At 63.1% G+C, this 12,811-nt stretch carries 20 protein-coding genes and 1 tRNA gene; 13 read left to right on the top strand and 8 right to left on the bottom strand.

What is annotated here, in order from left to right:
* The 10 genes from HV701_RS03260 to HV701_RS03305 all read left to right on the top strand — a co-directional run.
* Positions 1–317, top strand: a 317-nt coding sequence (locus HV701_RS03260) for a DUF5339 family protein (protein WP_175131657.1), incomplete at its 5' end; no start/stop codon positions are given.
* Positions 318–466: 149 nt separating this feature from the next.
* Complete coding sequence (locus tag HV701_RS03265) at positions 467–718, top strand: accessory factor UbiK family protein (RefSeq protein ID WP_175131658.1); 252 nt, start codon at positions 467–469, stop codon at positions 716–718.
* Positions 719–804: 86 nt separating this feature from the next.
* Complete coding sequence (locus tag HV701_RS03270) at positions 805–2,346, top strand: YifB family Mg chelatase-like AAA ATPase (protein WP_175131659.1); 1,542 nt, start codon at positions 805–807, stop codon at positions 2,344–2,346.
* Between the two features lie 459 nt (positions 2,347–2,805).
* Complete coding sequence (rpmI, locus tag HV701_RS03275) at positions 2,806–3,003, top strand: 50S ribosomal protein L35 (protein WP_006387997.1); 198 nt, start codon at positions 2,806–2,808, stop codon at positions 3,001–3,003.
* Between the two features lie 17 nt (positions 3,004–3,020).
* On the top strand, positions 3,021–3,380 hold the full coding sequence (rplT, locus tag HV701_RS03280) for a 50S ribosomal protein L20 (protein WP_006387998.1): 360 nt from the start codon (positions 3,021–3,023) through the stop codon (positions 3,378–3,380).
* Positions 3,381–3,457: 77 nt separating this feature from the next.
* Positions 3,458–4,480 (top strand): phenylalanine--tRNA ligase subunit alpha, encoded by a 1,023-nt coding sequence (pheS, locus tag HV701_RS03285; RefSeq protein WP_175131660.1) that lies wholly within the window; start codon positions 3,458–3,460, stop codon positions 4,478–4,480.
* A gap of 14 nt (positions 4,481–4,494) precedes the next feature.
* The gene (gene pheT, locus HV701_RS03290) at positions 4,495–6,912 is read left to right on the top strand and encodes a phenylalanine--tRNA ligase subunit beta (RefSeq protein ID WP_175131661.1); all 2,418 of its coding nucleotides are present in this window, start codon (positions 4,495–4,497) and stop codon (positions 6,910–6,912) included.
* Positions 6,913–6,915: 3 nt separating this feature from the next.
* Positions 6,916–7,254 (top strand): integration host factor subunit alpha, encoded by a 339-nt coding sequence (locus HV701_RS03295; protein WP_175131662.1) that lies wholly within the window; start codon positions 6,916–6,918, stop codon positions 7,252–7,254.
* A 57-nt stretch (positions 7,255–7,311) separates the two neighbouring features.
* Entirely contained in the window at positions 7,312–7,743 is a 432-nt protein-coding gene (locus HV701_RS03300) for a MerR family transcriptional regulator (RefSeq protein ID WP_175131663.1), read from the top strand.
* 165 nt (positions 7,744–7,908) lie between these two features.
* A tRNA-Pro gene (locus HV701_RS03305) sits at positions 7,909–7,985 on the top strand.
* Positions 7,986–8,030: 45 nt separating this feature from the next.
* Here HV701_RS03305 and HV701_RS03310 read toward each other — a convergent pair.
* Complete coding sequence (locus tag HV701_RS03310) at positions 8,031–8,294, bottom strand: hypothetical protein (protein WP_217467944.1); 264 nt, start codon at positions 8,292–8,294, stop codon at positions 8,031–8,033.
* Positions 8,295–8,530: 236 nt separating this feature from the next.
* On the opposite strand from HV701_RS03310, the gene HV701_RS03315 reads away from it, so the two are divergent.
* Both HV701_RS03315 and HV701_RS03320 read left to right on the top strand, forming a co-directional pair.
* Positions 8,531–8,959 carry a bleomycin resistance protein gene (locus HV701_RS03315; protein ID WP_217467945.1) on the top strand — a complete coding sequence of 143 codons (429 nt, stop codon included), beginning with the start codon at positions 8,531–8,533 and terminating at the stop codon, positions 8,957–8,959.
* 93 nt (positions 8,960–9,052) lie between these two features.
* Entirely contained in the window at positions 9,053–9,307 is a 255-nt protein-coding gene (locus tag HV701_RS03320) for a hypothetical protein (protein WP_175131664.1), read from the top strand.
* A 26-nt stretch (positions 9,308–9,333) separates the two neighbouring features.
* Here HV701_RS03320 and HV701_RS26690 read toward each other — a convergent pair whose 3' ends face one another.
* On the bottom strand, positions 9,334–9,558 hold the full coding sequence (locus tag HV701_RS26690; RefSeq protein ID WP_236756843.1) for a hypothetical protein: 225 nt from the start codon (positions 9,556–9,558) through the stop codon (positions 9,334–9,336).
* A gap of 78 nt (positions 9,559–9,636) precedes the next feature.
* Positions 9,637–9,831 carry a hypothetical protein gene (locus HV701_RS26695; RefSeq protein ID WP_236756842.1) on the bottom strand — a complete coding sequence of 65 codons (195 nt, stop codon included), beginning with the start codon at positions 9,829–9,831 and terminating at the stop codon, positions 9,637–9,639.
* Positions 9,832–9,835: 4 nt separating this feature from the next.
* On the opposite strand from HV701_RS26695, the gene HV701_RS27010 reads away from it, so the two are divergent.
* Positions 9,836–10,027, top strand: coding sequence for a lysis system i-spanin subunit Rz (locus tag HV701_RS27010; RefSeq protein WP_420867805.1), 192 nt, complete (start codon positions 9,836–9,838; stop codon positions 10,025–10,027).
* An 81-nt stretch (positions 10,028–10,108) separates the two neighbouring features.
* Here HV701_RS27010 and HV701_RS03335 read toward each other — a convergent pair whose 3' ends face one another.
* Genes HV701_RS03335 through HV701_RS03355 form a run of 5 tightly spaced genes read right to left on the bottom strand, consistent with a single transcriptional unit; the run spans position 10,109 to position 12,702 of the window.
* Positions 10,109–10,819, bottom strand: a complete 711-nt coding sequence (locus HV701_RS03335) for an immunity 52 family protein (RefSeq protein ID WP_175131665.1) — start codon at positions 10,817–10,819, stop codon at positions 10,109–10,111.
* A gap of 9 nt (positions 10,820–10,828) precedes the next feature.
* A complete protein-coding gene (locus HV701_RS03340; RefSeq protein WP_175131666.1) occupies positions 10,829–11,455 on the bottom strand; it encodes a restriction endonuclease fold toxin 5 domain-containing protein in 627 nt (208 codons plus the stop codon).
* Between the two features lie 6 nt (positions 11,456–11,461).
* On the bottom strand, positions 11,462–11,818 hold the full coding sequence (locus HV701_RS03345; protein WP_175131667.1) for a hypothetical protein: 357 nt from the start codon (positions 11,816–11,818) through the stop codon (positions 11,462–11,464).
* Positions 11,808–12,314 carry a DUF4123 domain-containing protein gene (locus HV701_RS03350; RefSeq protein ID WP_254595097.1) on the bottom strand — a complete coding sequence of 169 codons (507 nt, stop codon included), beginning with the start codon at positions 12,312–12,314 and terminating at the stop codon, positions 11,808–11,810. Before HV701_RS03350 ends, HV701_RS03345 begins: the two co-directional genes overlap by 11 nt.
* A 4-nt stretch (positions 12,315–12,318) precedes the next feature.
* Positions 12,319–12,702, bottom strand: coding sequence for a PAAR domain-containing protein (locus tag HV701_RS03355; protein WP_175131668.1), 384 nt, complete (start codon positions 12,700–12,702; stop codon positions 12,319–12,321).
* Positions 12,703–12,811 lie beyond the last annotated feature (109 nt).

The raw sequence follows: 12,811 nt of genomic DNA on the forward strand, positions 1-12,811 counted from the left end.
CGGCCAGCACGCCGCCCGCGGCTGTGACGCCGCCCGCGGCCAGCACGCCGCCGGCCACCACCGCGCCGTCCGGCTCGGGTGCGCCTGCTGGCGCGTCCGCCGCCTTGCCGGCCGAATGTGATGCTTACCTGACCAAGGTCAGCGCCTGCATGGACAAGCTTGGCGCTTCCAATCCCGCAGCGGCCAGCTTCAAGCAGCAGCTCGATGCCGCCAAGACCCAGTGGGCGACGATCAGCGACAAGACGCAGTTGGCGGCGCAGTGCAAGCAGTCGGCCGATCTGTTCGCGCAGTCGGCAACGCAGATGGGTTGTCCGTAACGATGTTGGTAGGGGGTCGCTCCCAAGGCGGCCCGGTTTTCTCCTGTGCTTTGATGGGCGGTCACCGCATGCGGCCCGCCCTTTTTTTTGCCCGCGGCCGATGTCGGGAAAGCACTACACTTAAGGGATCGAGAACACGTGAGGCCGCTATGAACAACCGCACCCAGTGGATGGAAGACATCCAGAAGAACATTTCCGACCTGATCGCCCGCAGCCCGGCGGCGGACGTCGAGCGCAATGTGCGCGCCATGATGACGCAGACGTTTTCGAAACTCGACCTGGTCACCCGCGAAGAGTTCGACGTGCAGGCCGACCTGCTGGCGCGCACCCGTGCGCGCGTCGATCAACTGGCCGCCACGGTCGAGCAGCTGGAGTCGCGCCTGTCCGCCCTGGACAAGTAATCGGCGCGGGATGTTTTTGCCACGGCCGCAATCGCGGCCGTATTCGTTTTCGGCATACTGGTCTTCGATCGTTACCGGAGACCGCCTTGACGCTTGCCGTAATCGCCAGCCGCACCCTCTGCGGCCTGCACGCCCACGCGGTGCGGGTCGAGACCCACCTTGGGCCGGGCCTGCCCAGTTTCAATGTGGTGGGCCTGCCGGATACCGAGGTGCGCGAGAGCCGCGAGCGCGTGCGCGCAGCCATCATCAATAGCGGCTTCAATTTCCCCGCCGGCCGCATCACGGTCAATCTGTCTCCGGCCGATATTCCCAAGGAGTCCGGCCGTTTCGATCTGCCCATCGCCGTCGGCCTGCTGCTGGCGGCGGGGCAGTTGGCGCAGCAGGGCGAAGCGGACGCGGCGGAAAGGGGCGTGGCCGAGGCCGCGCCCGATCCGCTGCTGGCCGGCCTGGTGCTGGCGGGCGAACTGTCGCTGACGGGGGCGCTGGTGCCTGTCTCCGCCGCGCTGGTGATTGCGCTGAGCGTGGCGCGCGAGTCGCCCGGCGCCACGCTGATCCTGCCCGCCGGCAGTGCCGAGCAGGCGGCCTGGGTGGAGGGGCTGCGGGTGCTGTCGGCGCGCAGCCTGGCGGATGTGGCGGCCCATGTCGCGGGCCTGTGCCGCTTGCCGGACGCGATGCCGGCCGCCTGGCCCGAGGCCCCGCCCGCACCCTGCCTGTCGGACGTGCACGGCCAGCCTGGGGCGCGGCGCGCCCTGGAGGTCGCGGCGGCCGGCGGCCACAGCTTGTTGATGGTGGGGCCGCCCGGGGCTGGCAAGAGCATGCTGGCCGCACGCCTGCCGGGGTTGTTGCCGCCGCTGGCGCGCACCCAGGCGCTCGAGGTCGCGGCAATCGCCGCGCTGGCGGGCGCGCCGGATACGCGCATGGGCACGCCGCCGTTCCGCGCGCCGCACCATTCGGCGTCGGCCTTCGCCCTGGTGGGCGGCGGCGGCCGGCCGCGGCCCGGCGAGATCAGTCTGGCCCATCATGGCGTGCTGTTCCTGGACGAGTTGCCCGAATTCAGCCGGCGCACGCTCGAGGCGCTGCGCGAGCCGCTGGAGACGGGCAGGGTGATCATCGCCCGCGCTCTGCATACCGCGCAATTCCCCGCCTGCTTCCAACTGGTGGCCGCGATGAATCCGTGCCCTTGCGGGTGGCGCGGGCACCCCCGCCGCGCCTGTCAGTGCACGCCGGATCAGGTGGCGCGCTATGCCGGCAAGGTCTCGGGGCCGCTGCTGGACCGCATCGACCTGCATGTGACCCTGCCGCCGCCCGATCTTGACAGCCTGCAGGGCGCGCCGGGCGAAGCCTCGGCGCCGGTCCGGGCACGGGTGGCGCATTGCCGCGAACGCCAGTTGGCGCGCCAGGGCAAGCCCAACGCCGGCCTGGCCGGGGCCGAACTAGAGCGTCATTGCGTGCTCGAGCCAGCCGCGCAGGCATTGCTGCTGCAGGCGATGCGGCAGCTGGCCGGCTCCGGCAGGGCCTTGCATCGCGCCTTGCGCGTCGCCCGCACCATTGCCGATCTGGATGGGGCGGACACGCTGGCGGCCAGTCACGTGGCCCAGGCGGTGCAGTACCGCCGGTCAGGGCTATGATGGCAGGTCTTTCCCGAGGCCGTCCGCCGTCGCTGTCGGTTCCGTCCCTGCTTATGTCGGGGCCTACGCTCCGGATGTGCGCGCCGGCTCGACAAACTCAGGGAAATCACCATATAATCAAAGGCTTTCCCGGATCCAGGCTATCTTTTTTGCCGCGGCCGCCGGGGGAAGGGCCTGAAAGTGGGCCTGAAAGCCGGGAGCGCCCTGGTGGTGTTTCCCGGTTGGGGGGTGGTTATGGCAGTACGTGGTTTGCAGTACGCCAAAAGCAGTAACCCCAGAGCAGTAACCCAAAGCAGTACCCCAAAGCAGTACCCCAGAAGTGGCAAGAGGTCCTCAAGTTTTGCCGCAATGGTGTAGGCCGAACGTTCCCGCCCTTGTGGCTGGCGCGGCGCCAACCGCCTTGCGACAAGCACCTCGCGTCATGTAAATCAACAATGCGTTTCAGTTTAGGGAATCATCATGCCCAAGATGAAAACCAAGAAAAGCGCCGCAAAGCGCTTTCAGGTTCGCGGCAGCGGATCCATCAAGCGTGGTCAGGCGTTCAAGCGTCACATCCTGACCAAGAAGACCACCAAGAACAAGCGTCAACTGCGCGGTTCTGCGGCGGTTCACGAGACCAACGTGGCTTCCGTGAAAGCCATGATGCCTTTCGCTTGATCTAAGGGAGATCTACTATGCCTCGCGTCAAACGCGGCGTTACCGCCCGCGCACGTCACAAGAAAGTCATTTCCGCCGCCAAGGGTTACCGTGGCCGCCGCGGTAATGTGTTCCGTATCGCCAAGCAAGCGGTCATGCGCGCTGGCCAATACGCCTACCGCGACCGCCGCAACAAGAAGCGCACCTTCCGCGCGCTGTGGATCACGCGTATCAACGCCGCGGTCCGCGAACATGGCGTCAGCTACAGCGTGTTCATCGCTGGCCTGAAGAAGGCTGCGATCGAACTCGACCGCAAGGTCCTGGCCGATCTGGCCGTGCGCGACAAGGCCGGCTTTGCCGCCATCGTGCAGCAAGCCAAGGCTGCCTTGGCTGCCTGATCGCGCGCTTTAACTCATCGCGCATCGCTGCAAACGGGGCTGTAAAGGCCCCGTTTGCGTTTTGAAGGCTGGATTTCATGACTCAATCGGTTGATGACCTGGTTTCCCAGGCGCAAGAACGGTTCGCCGCGGCTACCGACGCCGCCGCGCTCGAAAATGCAAAGGCCCGCTTCCTGGGCAAGGATGGCGCGCTGACGGTCCTGCTCAAAGGCCTGGGCAAGCTCGATCCCGAACAGAAGCGTGACATGGGCGCCCGGATCAATCAGGCCAAGCAGAAGGTCGAGGAGCTTCTGACGCTGCGCCGCGCCGCATTGGCGCAAGCGGAGCTCGATGCCCGCCTGGCCTCCGAAACCATTGATGTATCGCTGCCGGGCCGCGGCCGTGTGCCGGGCGGCATCCATCCGGTCATCCGGACCTGGGAGCGTGTCGAAGAGATCTTCCGCTCCATCGGCTTTGACGTGGCCGACGGCCCCGAAGTCGAGAACGACTGGACCAATTTCACCGCGCTCAACAACCCGCTGGACCATCCGGCGCGTTCCATGCAGGACACGTTCTACGTCGACATGAAAGACGCCGACGGCCTGCCGCTGCTGCTGCGCACGCACACCAGCCCTATGCAGGTGCGTTACGCTCGCATGCACAAGCCGCCCATCAAGGTCATTGCGCCGGGGCGCACCTACCGCGTCGACAGCGACGCCACGCACTCGCCCATGTTCCACCAAGTGGAAGGGCTCTGGATCGCCGAGGACATCTCGTTCGCCGACCTGAAGGGCGTGTATACCGATTTCCTGCGTTGCTTCTTCGAAAGCGACGATCTCGTCGTGCGTTTCCGCCCGTCGTTCTTCCCGTTCACCGAACCGTCGGCCGAAATCGACATGATGTTCACGTCGGGCCCGAACCGCGGCCGCTGGCTGGAGATCTCCGGCTCGGGCCAGGTGCACCCGCAGGTGGTGCGCAACTTCGGCCTGGACCCGGAACGCTATATCGGCTTTGCCTTCGGCTCCGGACTCGAGCGCCTGACGATGCTGCGCTACGGCGTCAACGACCTGCGCCAGTTCTACGAAGGCGATTTGCGCTTCCTGCGCCAGTTCAACGAATAACAGACGGCTAGATCATGCAATTTCCTGAATCCTGGCTGCGTACGCTGGTCAATCCTCCGATCGCAACCGATGAACTCGCGCACCGGCTCACCATGGCCGGCCTGGAAGTCGAAGACGCCGTGCCGGCCGCGCCCGCGTTCACGGGCGTGGTGGTCGCGCACATCGTCGAGATCGCTCCGCATCCCGATGCCGACAAGCTGCGCGTCTGCCAGGTCGATGACGGCTCCGGCTCGCTGTTGCAGATCGTCTGCGGCGCGCCTAATGCGGCCGCCGGCCTGAAGGTGCCGCTGGCCCGCGTCGGCGCCGAACTGCCTGGCGGCATGAAGATCGGCGTGGCCAAAATGCGCGGCGTGCAATCGTCGGGCATGTTGTGCTCGGCGCGAGAGCTGGGCCTGTCGCAGGATCATGCCGGGTTGCTGGAACTGCCGGCCGACCTGGTGCCGGGCCAGTCGATCCGCGAAGCGCTCGACCTGGATGACACCATCTTCACCTTGAAGATGACGCCCAACCGCGCCGACTGCCTGTCGATCCTGGGTGTGGCGCGCGAAGTCGCCGCGCTGACCGGCGCGCCGCTGTCGGTGCCCACCGCCAAGGCCGTGCCGGTGACGCTGGATGAACGCCTGCCCGTGACGGTCGAGGCGCCCGACCTGTGCGGCCGCTTCGGCGGCCGCGTGATCCGTGGCGTCAATGCCCGCGCGCAGACCCCCGACTGGATGAAGACGCGTCTGGAGCGCGCCGGCCAACGTTCGGTGTCGGCGCTGGTGGACATCTCCAACTACGTCATGCTGGAACTGGGCCGTCCGTCGCACGTGTTCGACCTGGACAAGATTCGTGGCGACCTGTCGGTGCGCTGGGCGCGCGAAGGCGAAACGCTGGAACTGCTGAACGGCCAGACGGTCACGCTGGATTCGAAGGTCGGCGTGGTGGTGGCCGGCGACCAGGTCGAAAGCCTGGCCGGCATCATGGGCGGCGAGGCCACCTCGGTCACGCTCGACACGCAGAACATCTACCTGGAAGCCGCATTCTGGTGGCCGCAATCGCTGGCCGGCCGCGCGCGCCGCTACAAGTTCAGCTCCGAGGCCAGCCACCGCGGCGAGCGCGGCGTGGACTTCGCCACGATCCCGCAGCACATCGAATTCATCACGCGCCTGATCGTCGATATCTGCGGCGGCCAGGCCGGTCCGCTGGATGACCAGATCGTCAACCTGCCCACGCGCGAGCCGGTGCGCATGCGCCTGGCGCGTTGCCATCGCGTGCTGGGCGTACCCGTCGCGCAGGCCGAAGTCGCCAGGATCTTCGGCAGTCTGGGTCTGGAATTCACGCTTGACGGCGATGATTTCATCGTCACCCCGCCGTCGTACCGCTTCGACCTCGAAATCGAGGAAGATCTGATCGAGGAAGTGGCCCGCATCCATGGCTTCGAGAACATCCCCACGGTGCCGCCGATGGCGCGCGCCAAGATGTTCTCGCAGCCGGAAGTGCGCCGCGGCCCGCATGCGCTGCGCCGCCTGGCTGCCGCGCAGGACTACCAGGAAGTCGTCAACTACAGCTTCGTCGAAGCCGAGTGGGAGCGCGACTACGCCGGCAACGATACGCCGGTCAAGCTGGTCAACCCGATTGCCAGCCACCTGTCGGTGATGCGATCGAGCCTGATCGCTGGCCTGGTGGCCAACATCCGCCACAACGCCAATCGCAAGCAGACGCGCGTGCGCCTGTTCGAGCTGGGCCGCGTGTTCATGCGCGATGCCTCGGCCCTGGACGGCCCGCTGGAAGTGGCCGGCGTGCGCCAGCCGCTCAAGCTGGCGGGCGCCGCCTGGGGCCCGGCGGTGGAAGAGCAGTGGGGCGTGCCCGCGCGCCAGGTCGATTTCTTCGACGTCAAGATGGACGTACAGGCGCTTTTCGGCGCGCGTGGCGCCCGCCTGCGCTTCGAGGCCATGGTCCATCCGGCGCTGCATCCGGGCCGCAGCGCCCGCATCACGCTGGATGGCGCGGCGGTCGGCTTTATCGGTGAACTGCACCCGCGCTGGGCGCAGCAAGCCGATCTGGCGAACGCGCCGGTGGTGTTCGAACTGGACGTGCAGGCCCTGTCCGCAGGCGAGCTGCCGCAGGTGCGCGAACTGTCGCGCCAGCCCGTGGTGGTGCGCGACCTGGCCCTGTGGGTCGACGCGCCGGTGACGGTTCAGTCCATGCTGGACACGGTGGCCGCAACGGTCAAGGCCGATCCGCAGCTGGCCGTGGTGCGGGACGTGCGCCTGTTCGATGTGTGGCGCGAAAAGGCCCAGGGCGACCAGCCCGTGGCCGAGAAAAGCCTTGCGTTCCGTTTCTGGCTACAGGACACTGAGGTCACACTGGACGAAGCCCGGGTGGCCGACTGCCTGGCGCGCATCAAAGACGCTTTGGTCAGTGCCCACGGCGCGCGCCAGCGCGCTTGAACCATGGGGAACCGTATGCTTGCCGAGCCGCGCACCCTGACCAAGGCCGAGCTGGCCGAACTGCTCTTTGAGCGGGTCGGCCTGAACAAACGCGAAGCCAAGGACATCGTCGACACGTTCTTCGAGGAAATCCGCGACGCCTTGGCGCGTGGCGATTCCGTCAAGCTCTCGGGCTTCGGAAATTTCCAGGTGCGCGACAAGCCGCCGCGTCCGGGGCGCAACCCCAAGACCGGCGAGACCATCCCCATCGCCGCACGCCGCGTGGTCACGTTCCACGCGAGTCAGAAACTCAAGAGCGTGGTGGAGCAGGCCGCTCCCGCAGCGCCCGACGCCGAGGAGTGATACGCTTTGTCGGTAATTGTTATCGGCTCTCGACGCATCGCGGCATAGAATTCTCTTATGACACGTACCGAATCCACCGTTACCTTACCGCCCATTCCCGCCAAGCGTTACTTCACCATCGGTGAGGTCAGCGAGTTGTGCGGAGTCAAGCCGCACGTCCTGCGGTACTGGGAACAGGAATTCACGCAGCTCAAGCCGGTGAAGCGGCGCGGCAACCGCCGCTATTACCAGCATCACGAAGTGCTGCTGATTCGCCGTATCCGTTCCTTGCTGTACGAGCAGGGCTTCACCATCAGCGGCGCGCGCAACCGCCTGGGCGATGCGCGCGACACGCCGCACGACCAGGACGCGGCGGTGCGTCTGAGCGGTGCCGAGATGCAGGCGCTGCGCGCCGAACTGGGCAATGTGTCGGCGATGCTGGGCGAGGCGCTCGGCACGGCCGCGCCGGCTTCGGCCGGCAACGCGGTGAGCGCCAGCGCCACGGCCTGAGCGGCGTCCCGACGTTCAACGTTCAGTACCTTGCGAGCCATGCGCGCGCCTTGCATGAGAGAGATGCAGGCATCGCGCGGGGCACGCAGATTTTTCGAGTATTCGGCACTTTTTTTGCACCAATGCGTGCAAACATTTTTTAGGTCTGCTATACTCTTTTTCTTTCGGGGCGTAGCGCAGCCTGGTAGCGCACTTGCATGGGGTGCAAGGGGTCGCGAGTTCGAATCCCGCCGTCCCGACCAGCAATACCCTAGGGGGTTAGTGATAGTAATCACTAACCCCCTTTCTCATTTTGGGGACTTTTGCGGGGACTTCCCCGTTAAAGCCGCCCCTCGCTTGAGCACCGTCAACGCCGGACTGCGCGTGTCGGTTGCTGCGATGCGATTTGCATACTCGATCAGCTTGGTCAGCTCGGCCGCAGAGTAGTGCGACGTGATACTTCCATCGGTGTGGCCCAGTAGTGCCTTGCGATCCTCCTCCGGCACGTCAGCCGCATTCACCTTGTATAAGGCCATGGCCTGAAGGTGGTCGGGTAGCTCTTTAAAAAGCATGGCCTGCTCCTCCCACGACAAGGGGTAGGGTTTCCCAGTCGTATGAATCGCGGTTGAGCGTCCGGCATTTATCGGATGCTCCTAAATTCCATTACCCACCACCAGGGATAGCATCTGAGGCGCCGGCGCCGTTGTTCTGCCTGGACTCTCGTGTTCGAGCCGGTCATTTCATCGCCCTGTCGATCGCGCGGGTATGATGCGAGCAGATCTCTCAACTGCTTTCGAAGGGGCTGAACTTGGAATTTCGTCGTGCGAAGCTTGTGCCGGAATTGATCATCAGCAACATGGCGGCGAGTAAAAGGTTTTGGGTAGATCTCTGCGGCTTTTCCATTGCCTATAGTCGAGATGAAGAGGGCTTTGTATATTTGGACCTCAATGGCTCCCAGGTCATGCTTGAAGAGCTCGGTGATGGCAGGAAGTGGATCACCGCGCCGCTCGAGGCGCCCTTGGGCAGAGGGGTGAATTTCGAGATTGAGGTGCCTGAATTGGGCCCGCTTCTTGATAATCTGGCGCAAGTCGGATGGCCGCTCTTCATGCAACCTGAAGAAAAGTGGTATCGCCGGGATGCTGTTGAGGTTGGGGTTCACCAGTTCTTGGTTCAAGATCCAGACGGGTATTTGCTTCGCTTCCAATCGAGTCTTGGCGAGCGGCCGTTCTCTGGGTAGCTTGCCGGCCGGGCCGGCGTGCTGGCTGGTCATCTCGATACCTCGTTGGGATGCGATTCCCCAATACCATTTTTCCGCGTGCGGAGTTTTGCAATGAAAAAAGAAAGCTATCGCATCAACGTTCGGCGGACTGACAAAGGTGACCCGAAGGGCAGCTACACCGCGCATGAAGTCGGCCGCTGTGGAACGCATGAACGGAAGCCTGAGAACTGGAGGAGGTTCAGCAGCCGTGAAGCGCTGGATGCTTTTGGGGTGACCAGCTATCTCGGCGCCTGCGGAAAATGCTGGACCGATCCAGACGAGCGGGCTGAAGAGAATCGAAAGCTCGCTGCGCTGTTTGCGGGGTAGCTTGGTTACGCGTTTGCATTTGGCGTTCATTCAGTGGCTCCTTGCTCCTCGCCCAGTACCCAATGCAGGGCGGCGGCATACTCGCCCGTGGCTTTGGCTAGCGCGGCTTGAATCTGCTTGCGGGATTTCACGCGGGGCCGCTCGCCCAAGACTGCGGCCTGCTTTCGGTTTCGCTGGTGGGGCGTGGCGTTCTTCCCGGCCGCGACCAATTCGGCCACCTTGGCACGTTGCTCATGGGGTTTGAGCTTCACCAATGCCCCGACATGGGTGAGGGTGATCTGAACCGTCTCGATGGCGTTCTGGACGACCTTTGGGCTATCCAGCAGGGCTCAGGTGTCGCGGACCGTGGCGACCGTGCAGTTGTAGATGACCGCAATCTGGTCTTCATCTTTGCCCAGGGCAAGGTGTTGGCGCATCTTCTCGGCGCGCCCCAGCGGTGTATCGGCCGTGAGGGCTTCGTTCTCGCTGACGATCGCGTCCAGAGCGTTCTCGCGTTTGGAGGGATGCGCAATGCGCAGATTCAAGACGATGGCCAGCGGGCTTGATGTTGATGCTGGGCGCCAACGGCTGCACGTCCGTGCCGCCTGCCGCGGCGCCCGCGTGGATCATGGAGCCGGCGCCGAACTTGATCCCTCTGCTCGATCGGATTATTTCGCCCTCCGGGCCGGTATCCAGCAATTGACGGCGCAACTGCAAGCCTGCCAAGCGTGGCTACGCTGAGTGTGCGTCACCCGCCACGCCGCAGGCCATGACTTGGTAGCGTTGGCTGAAGAGGCTCCTGCTTCGACCCCGTAGGCAGAACTATAGGTCGGCGTAGCGCGGCAACAAATCCTGATCTACCAAGCGCATCTCGATATGATTCGCCAATTCGATATGCTCGGGGTTGTCGACCGAAAACACCTCTTTCGCGACACTGACGATGATAGTGCCAGTCTGCGTCTTTCCCGAAGCGGGTACGGGAATCAACGCCTGGGCTTCCGGAACTTGCTGAGCAGTGATTACTTGCGGCAAGTACAGCATCCAGCCCACGCCAGGCTTGTCCTCAAAGACCTTCTTGGCGGTATAAGCCCGTGGTTCGACGGAGACATACTGCGGCTGCAGAACGTTAACAATGATCTGGGTGATAGCAGCCATTTTTTCGGCAGTTTCGAAGAGCGAGTCGTTCATTGACTCAACATCCAACGAGCAGGGAAAGAATCCGCTGCCAACTTGGATCGATGCGGAAATTCCGTCGTTGCGCTCTTTCGCCCCGTTCCATATTGCGACGTGCGTGACTGTGGAATCTTTTCCATATCGATGCCTCAGTACAGCAAGAATCGCATTCGATGGCGCGTGGCCATCAAAGACGGGATAGAGTAACGCCTCCTCGAGGCTATCTCCCTGCGCATACCACGTGCTAGGGTTCTTCGTCTGCTTGTCTATCGCTGCTGTTATGGGGAACAGCTTTTCTATTTGCAAGGAGAAATCGTCCGAACGTAGTGAGGGGTCTCGGAATTGAGCAGTAATAAGCATGGGTTGCGCTCACGGATAGTAAATAGAATTCACGCGATATCGCTGCAATATGGGCAGCATCCGTTCTCTGGTTTTTGGTGTTTGGAAATACCAACGGAGTTTTGTCGGTGGATTGGAGTGAACAGCCGAGGCCTGTCGTTCGATGATCTCAGACATTTTTTTGAAGCCGCCGAACCAGGGTTCAGATTTGCCATCATCTCCGATGAACTGATCGTAGTCACCTTTGGCCTCCTGCAGCAGGCACTCGGCAGAGATGAATCCGTCAAAGTCGATATCAAAGGGAATGCCTAGGGCCGTCCCTACCCAATTCCATTCATCACTCCATAGGCACTGTTCTGTGTCGTAGTCGTATCCGGTAACCCGAGCCTGGTATGTGTAGGCATTCCAATTCGCGCCGTGCCTGCGCCTGACTTTCCTCCCCAGATCGGGCGGGCACTTTTGGCAGGGCTCCCCTGTTCTTGGCAAAGCAGGGGCCGTGGGTTTGGCTTCGCCATCCTCCCGCGGCGTATCGCCCGGCAAGGTGGCAACACCGCCCAGTACCGCGCCTGCTGCAGCGCTTGCCGCGGCTCGGGCGAGTGCCGCAGCAATGGCCTCCGCGATCCAACCCGCTAGGGGAATTGCCAACGGTCCTGGCATATAGCTTTACTCCGTCTTTTGCGGGTCAGCGCTATGGCGTAATTGCCATTGCATCACCTGGATGAAGTCATGAAATCGTTGATCCGCCGGGCGTCCAGGCTTGTCCATCCAGCGAAGCAAGCCGGGCTGCTTGTAAAACCCCGGCACCAGCGCTTCAGTTCTGAGGAAATCAACGAGATTGGCGTCCTCTTCAATTCCCATGGCGCGTGCCTGGGCTAATGCAGTGTTAAGCCGCTCTGATAACCCGCCGGGAGAAAGGCCTGGATAGTCCCGCAGAATGTCCTGTGTTATGGCCTCGACAAAGCCCCTTGAGTCGATCGCGCACAGGCCTTCGACCTGTTGTGGGGTGAGTTCAAGCTGCATGAGTCTGGTGAATCGTGGTGAGTTGCCCGTTGCGCTGCACCAGCCAATCTTGAGCCGGCGCAAAGAACCAGGCGCGTTGAGCGGGCGTCAAGATAGCGGCTATGTCGCTCGTGATCCTTGCATCGTAGTAGCGCAGCAGTGCGGTGGAACCATTTGGCATGCGTACATTCAGTCGCGCACGCAACGCCACTGCCAAGTCTTCTGCCGCGTAGCCGCTGATAATCCACACGCACCCGATCTCGCTATCGCCAAGTTGTAGCAGCGAAGCCATATGAGAATCTGAGTCGCCCGTGCAGTCCAGAAGCCAAGGACCAGCGTTGGCCAGCGCTGCGTCAGCGGTTCCATCGAACAGCGCGATGCAAGATGCGGAGCGGAACAAACCCAGATCGGGCGAAATATCAGCATATAGCAGTCTGTCCACCAGGCCATACATTCTCAGGGGATACGTTGTCTGCTGCTGGCGAGAGGTGAGGTATTGCTCTATCTGGTCCGTCACCAGGCTACCCTCGAGCCACGGTCGTTGCCGCGGTGCGTGCGGCGGACTCCAGGCATTCTTGGCAGAGCGTCTCGCTTTGCGGCGTTGGGTCGCTCGCGGGATCTGACAATCCCTCGGCCTCGCTGATGCGCGCCACCATTTGCGAGGCAATTAATACTGCCCCACATGCGGTACGCATCCCTTCTACAGCGGTGTCGTTGCCCATGAAGGAATGATTGCGCCCAGGGTCAGGGAGGATGGGAAATGCTCCTTTGCATTTCGGGCACATGACCTTGTGGCCGACCAAGGCGATTTCTCGCCCGAGAAGCATTGAAATTGGGTGGCCTTCCACCACAGTCCCGCCGTGCGAGGTGCGGTCCCCTTTTCGGATAATGGCGCGTTCGGTCATGTAGCCTCCATTACTGTCTGCCCCCAATTTAGCATTCTTGGCAGGTGTGGCGGCTAGCCTCCTAAAATGACTCGACCCGCCGTGGTCGGCTACCGAAGGGCGTGGCGTT

Source organism: Achromobacter pulmonis (assembly GCF_902859765.1).
Classification (GTDB): Bacteria; Pseudomonadota; Gammaproteobacteria; order Burkholderiales; family Burkholderiaceae_B; genus Achromobacter; species Achromobacter pulmonis.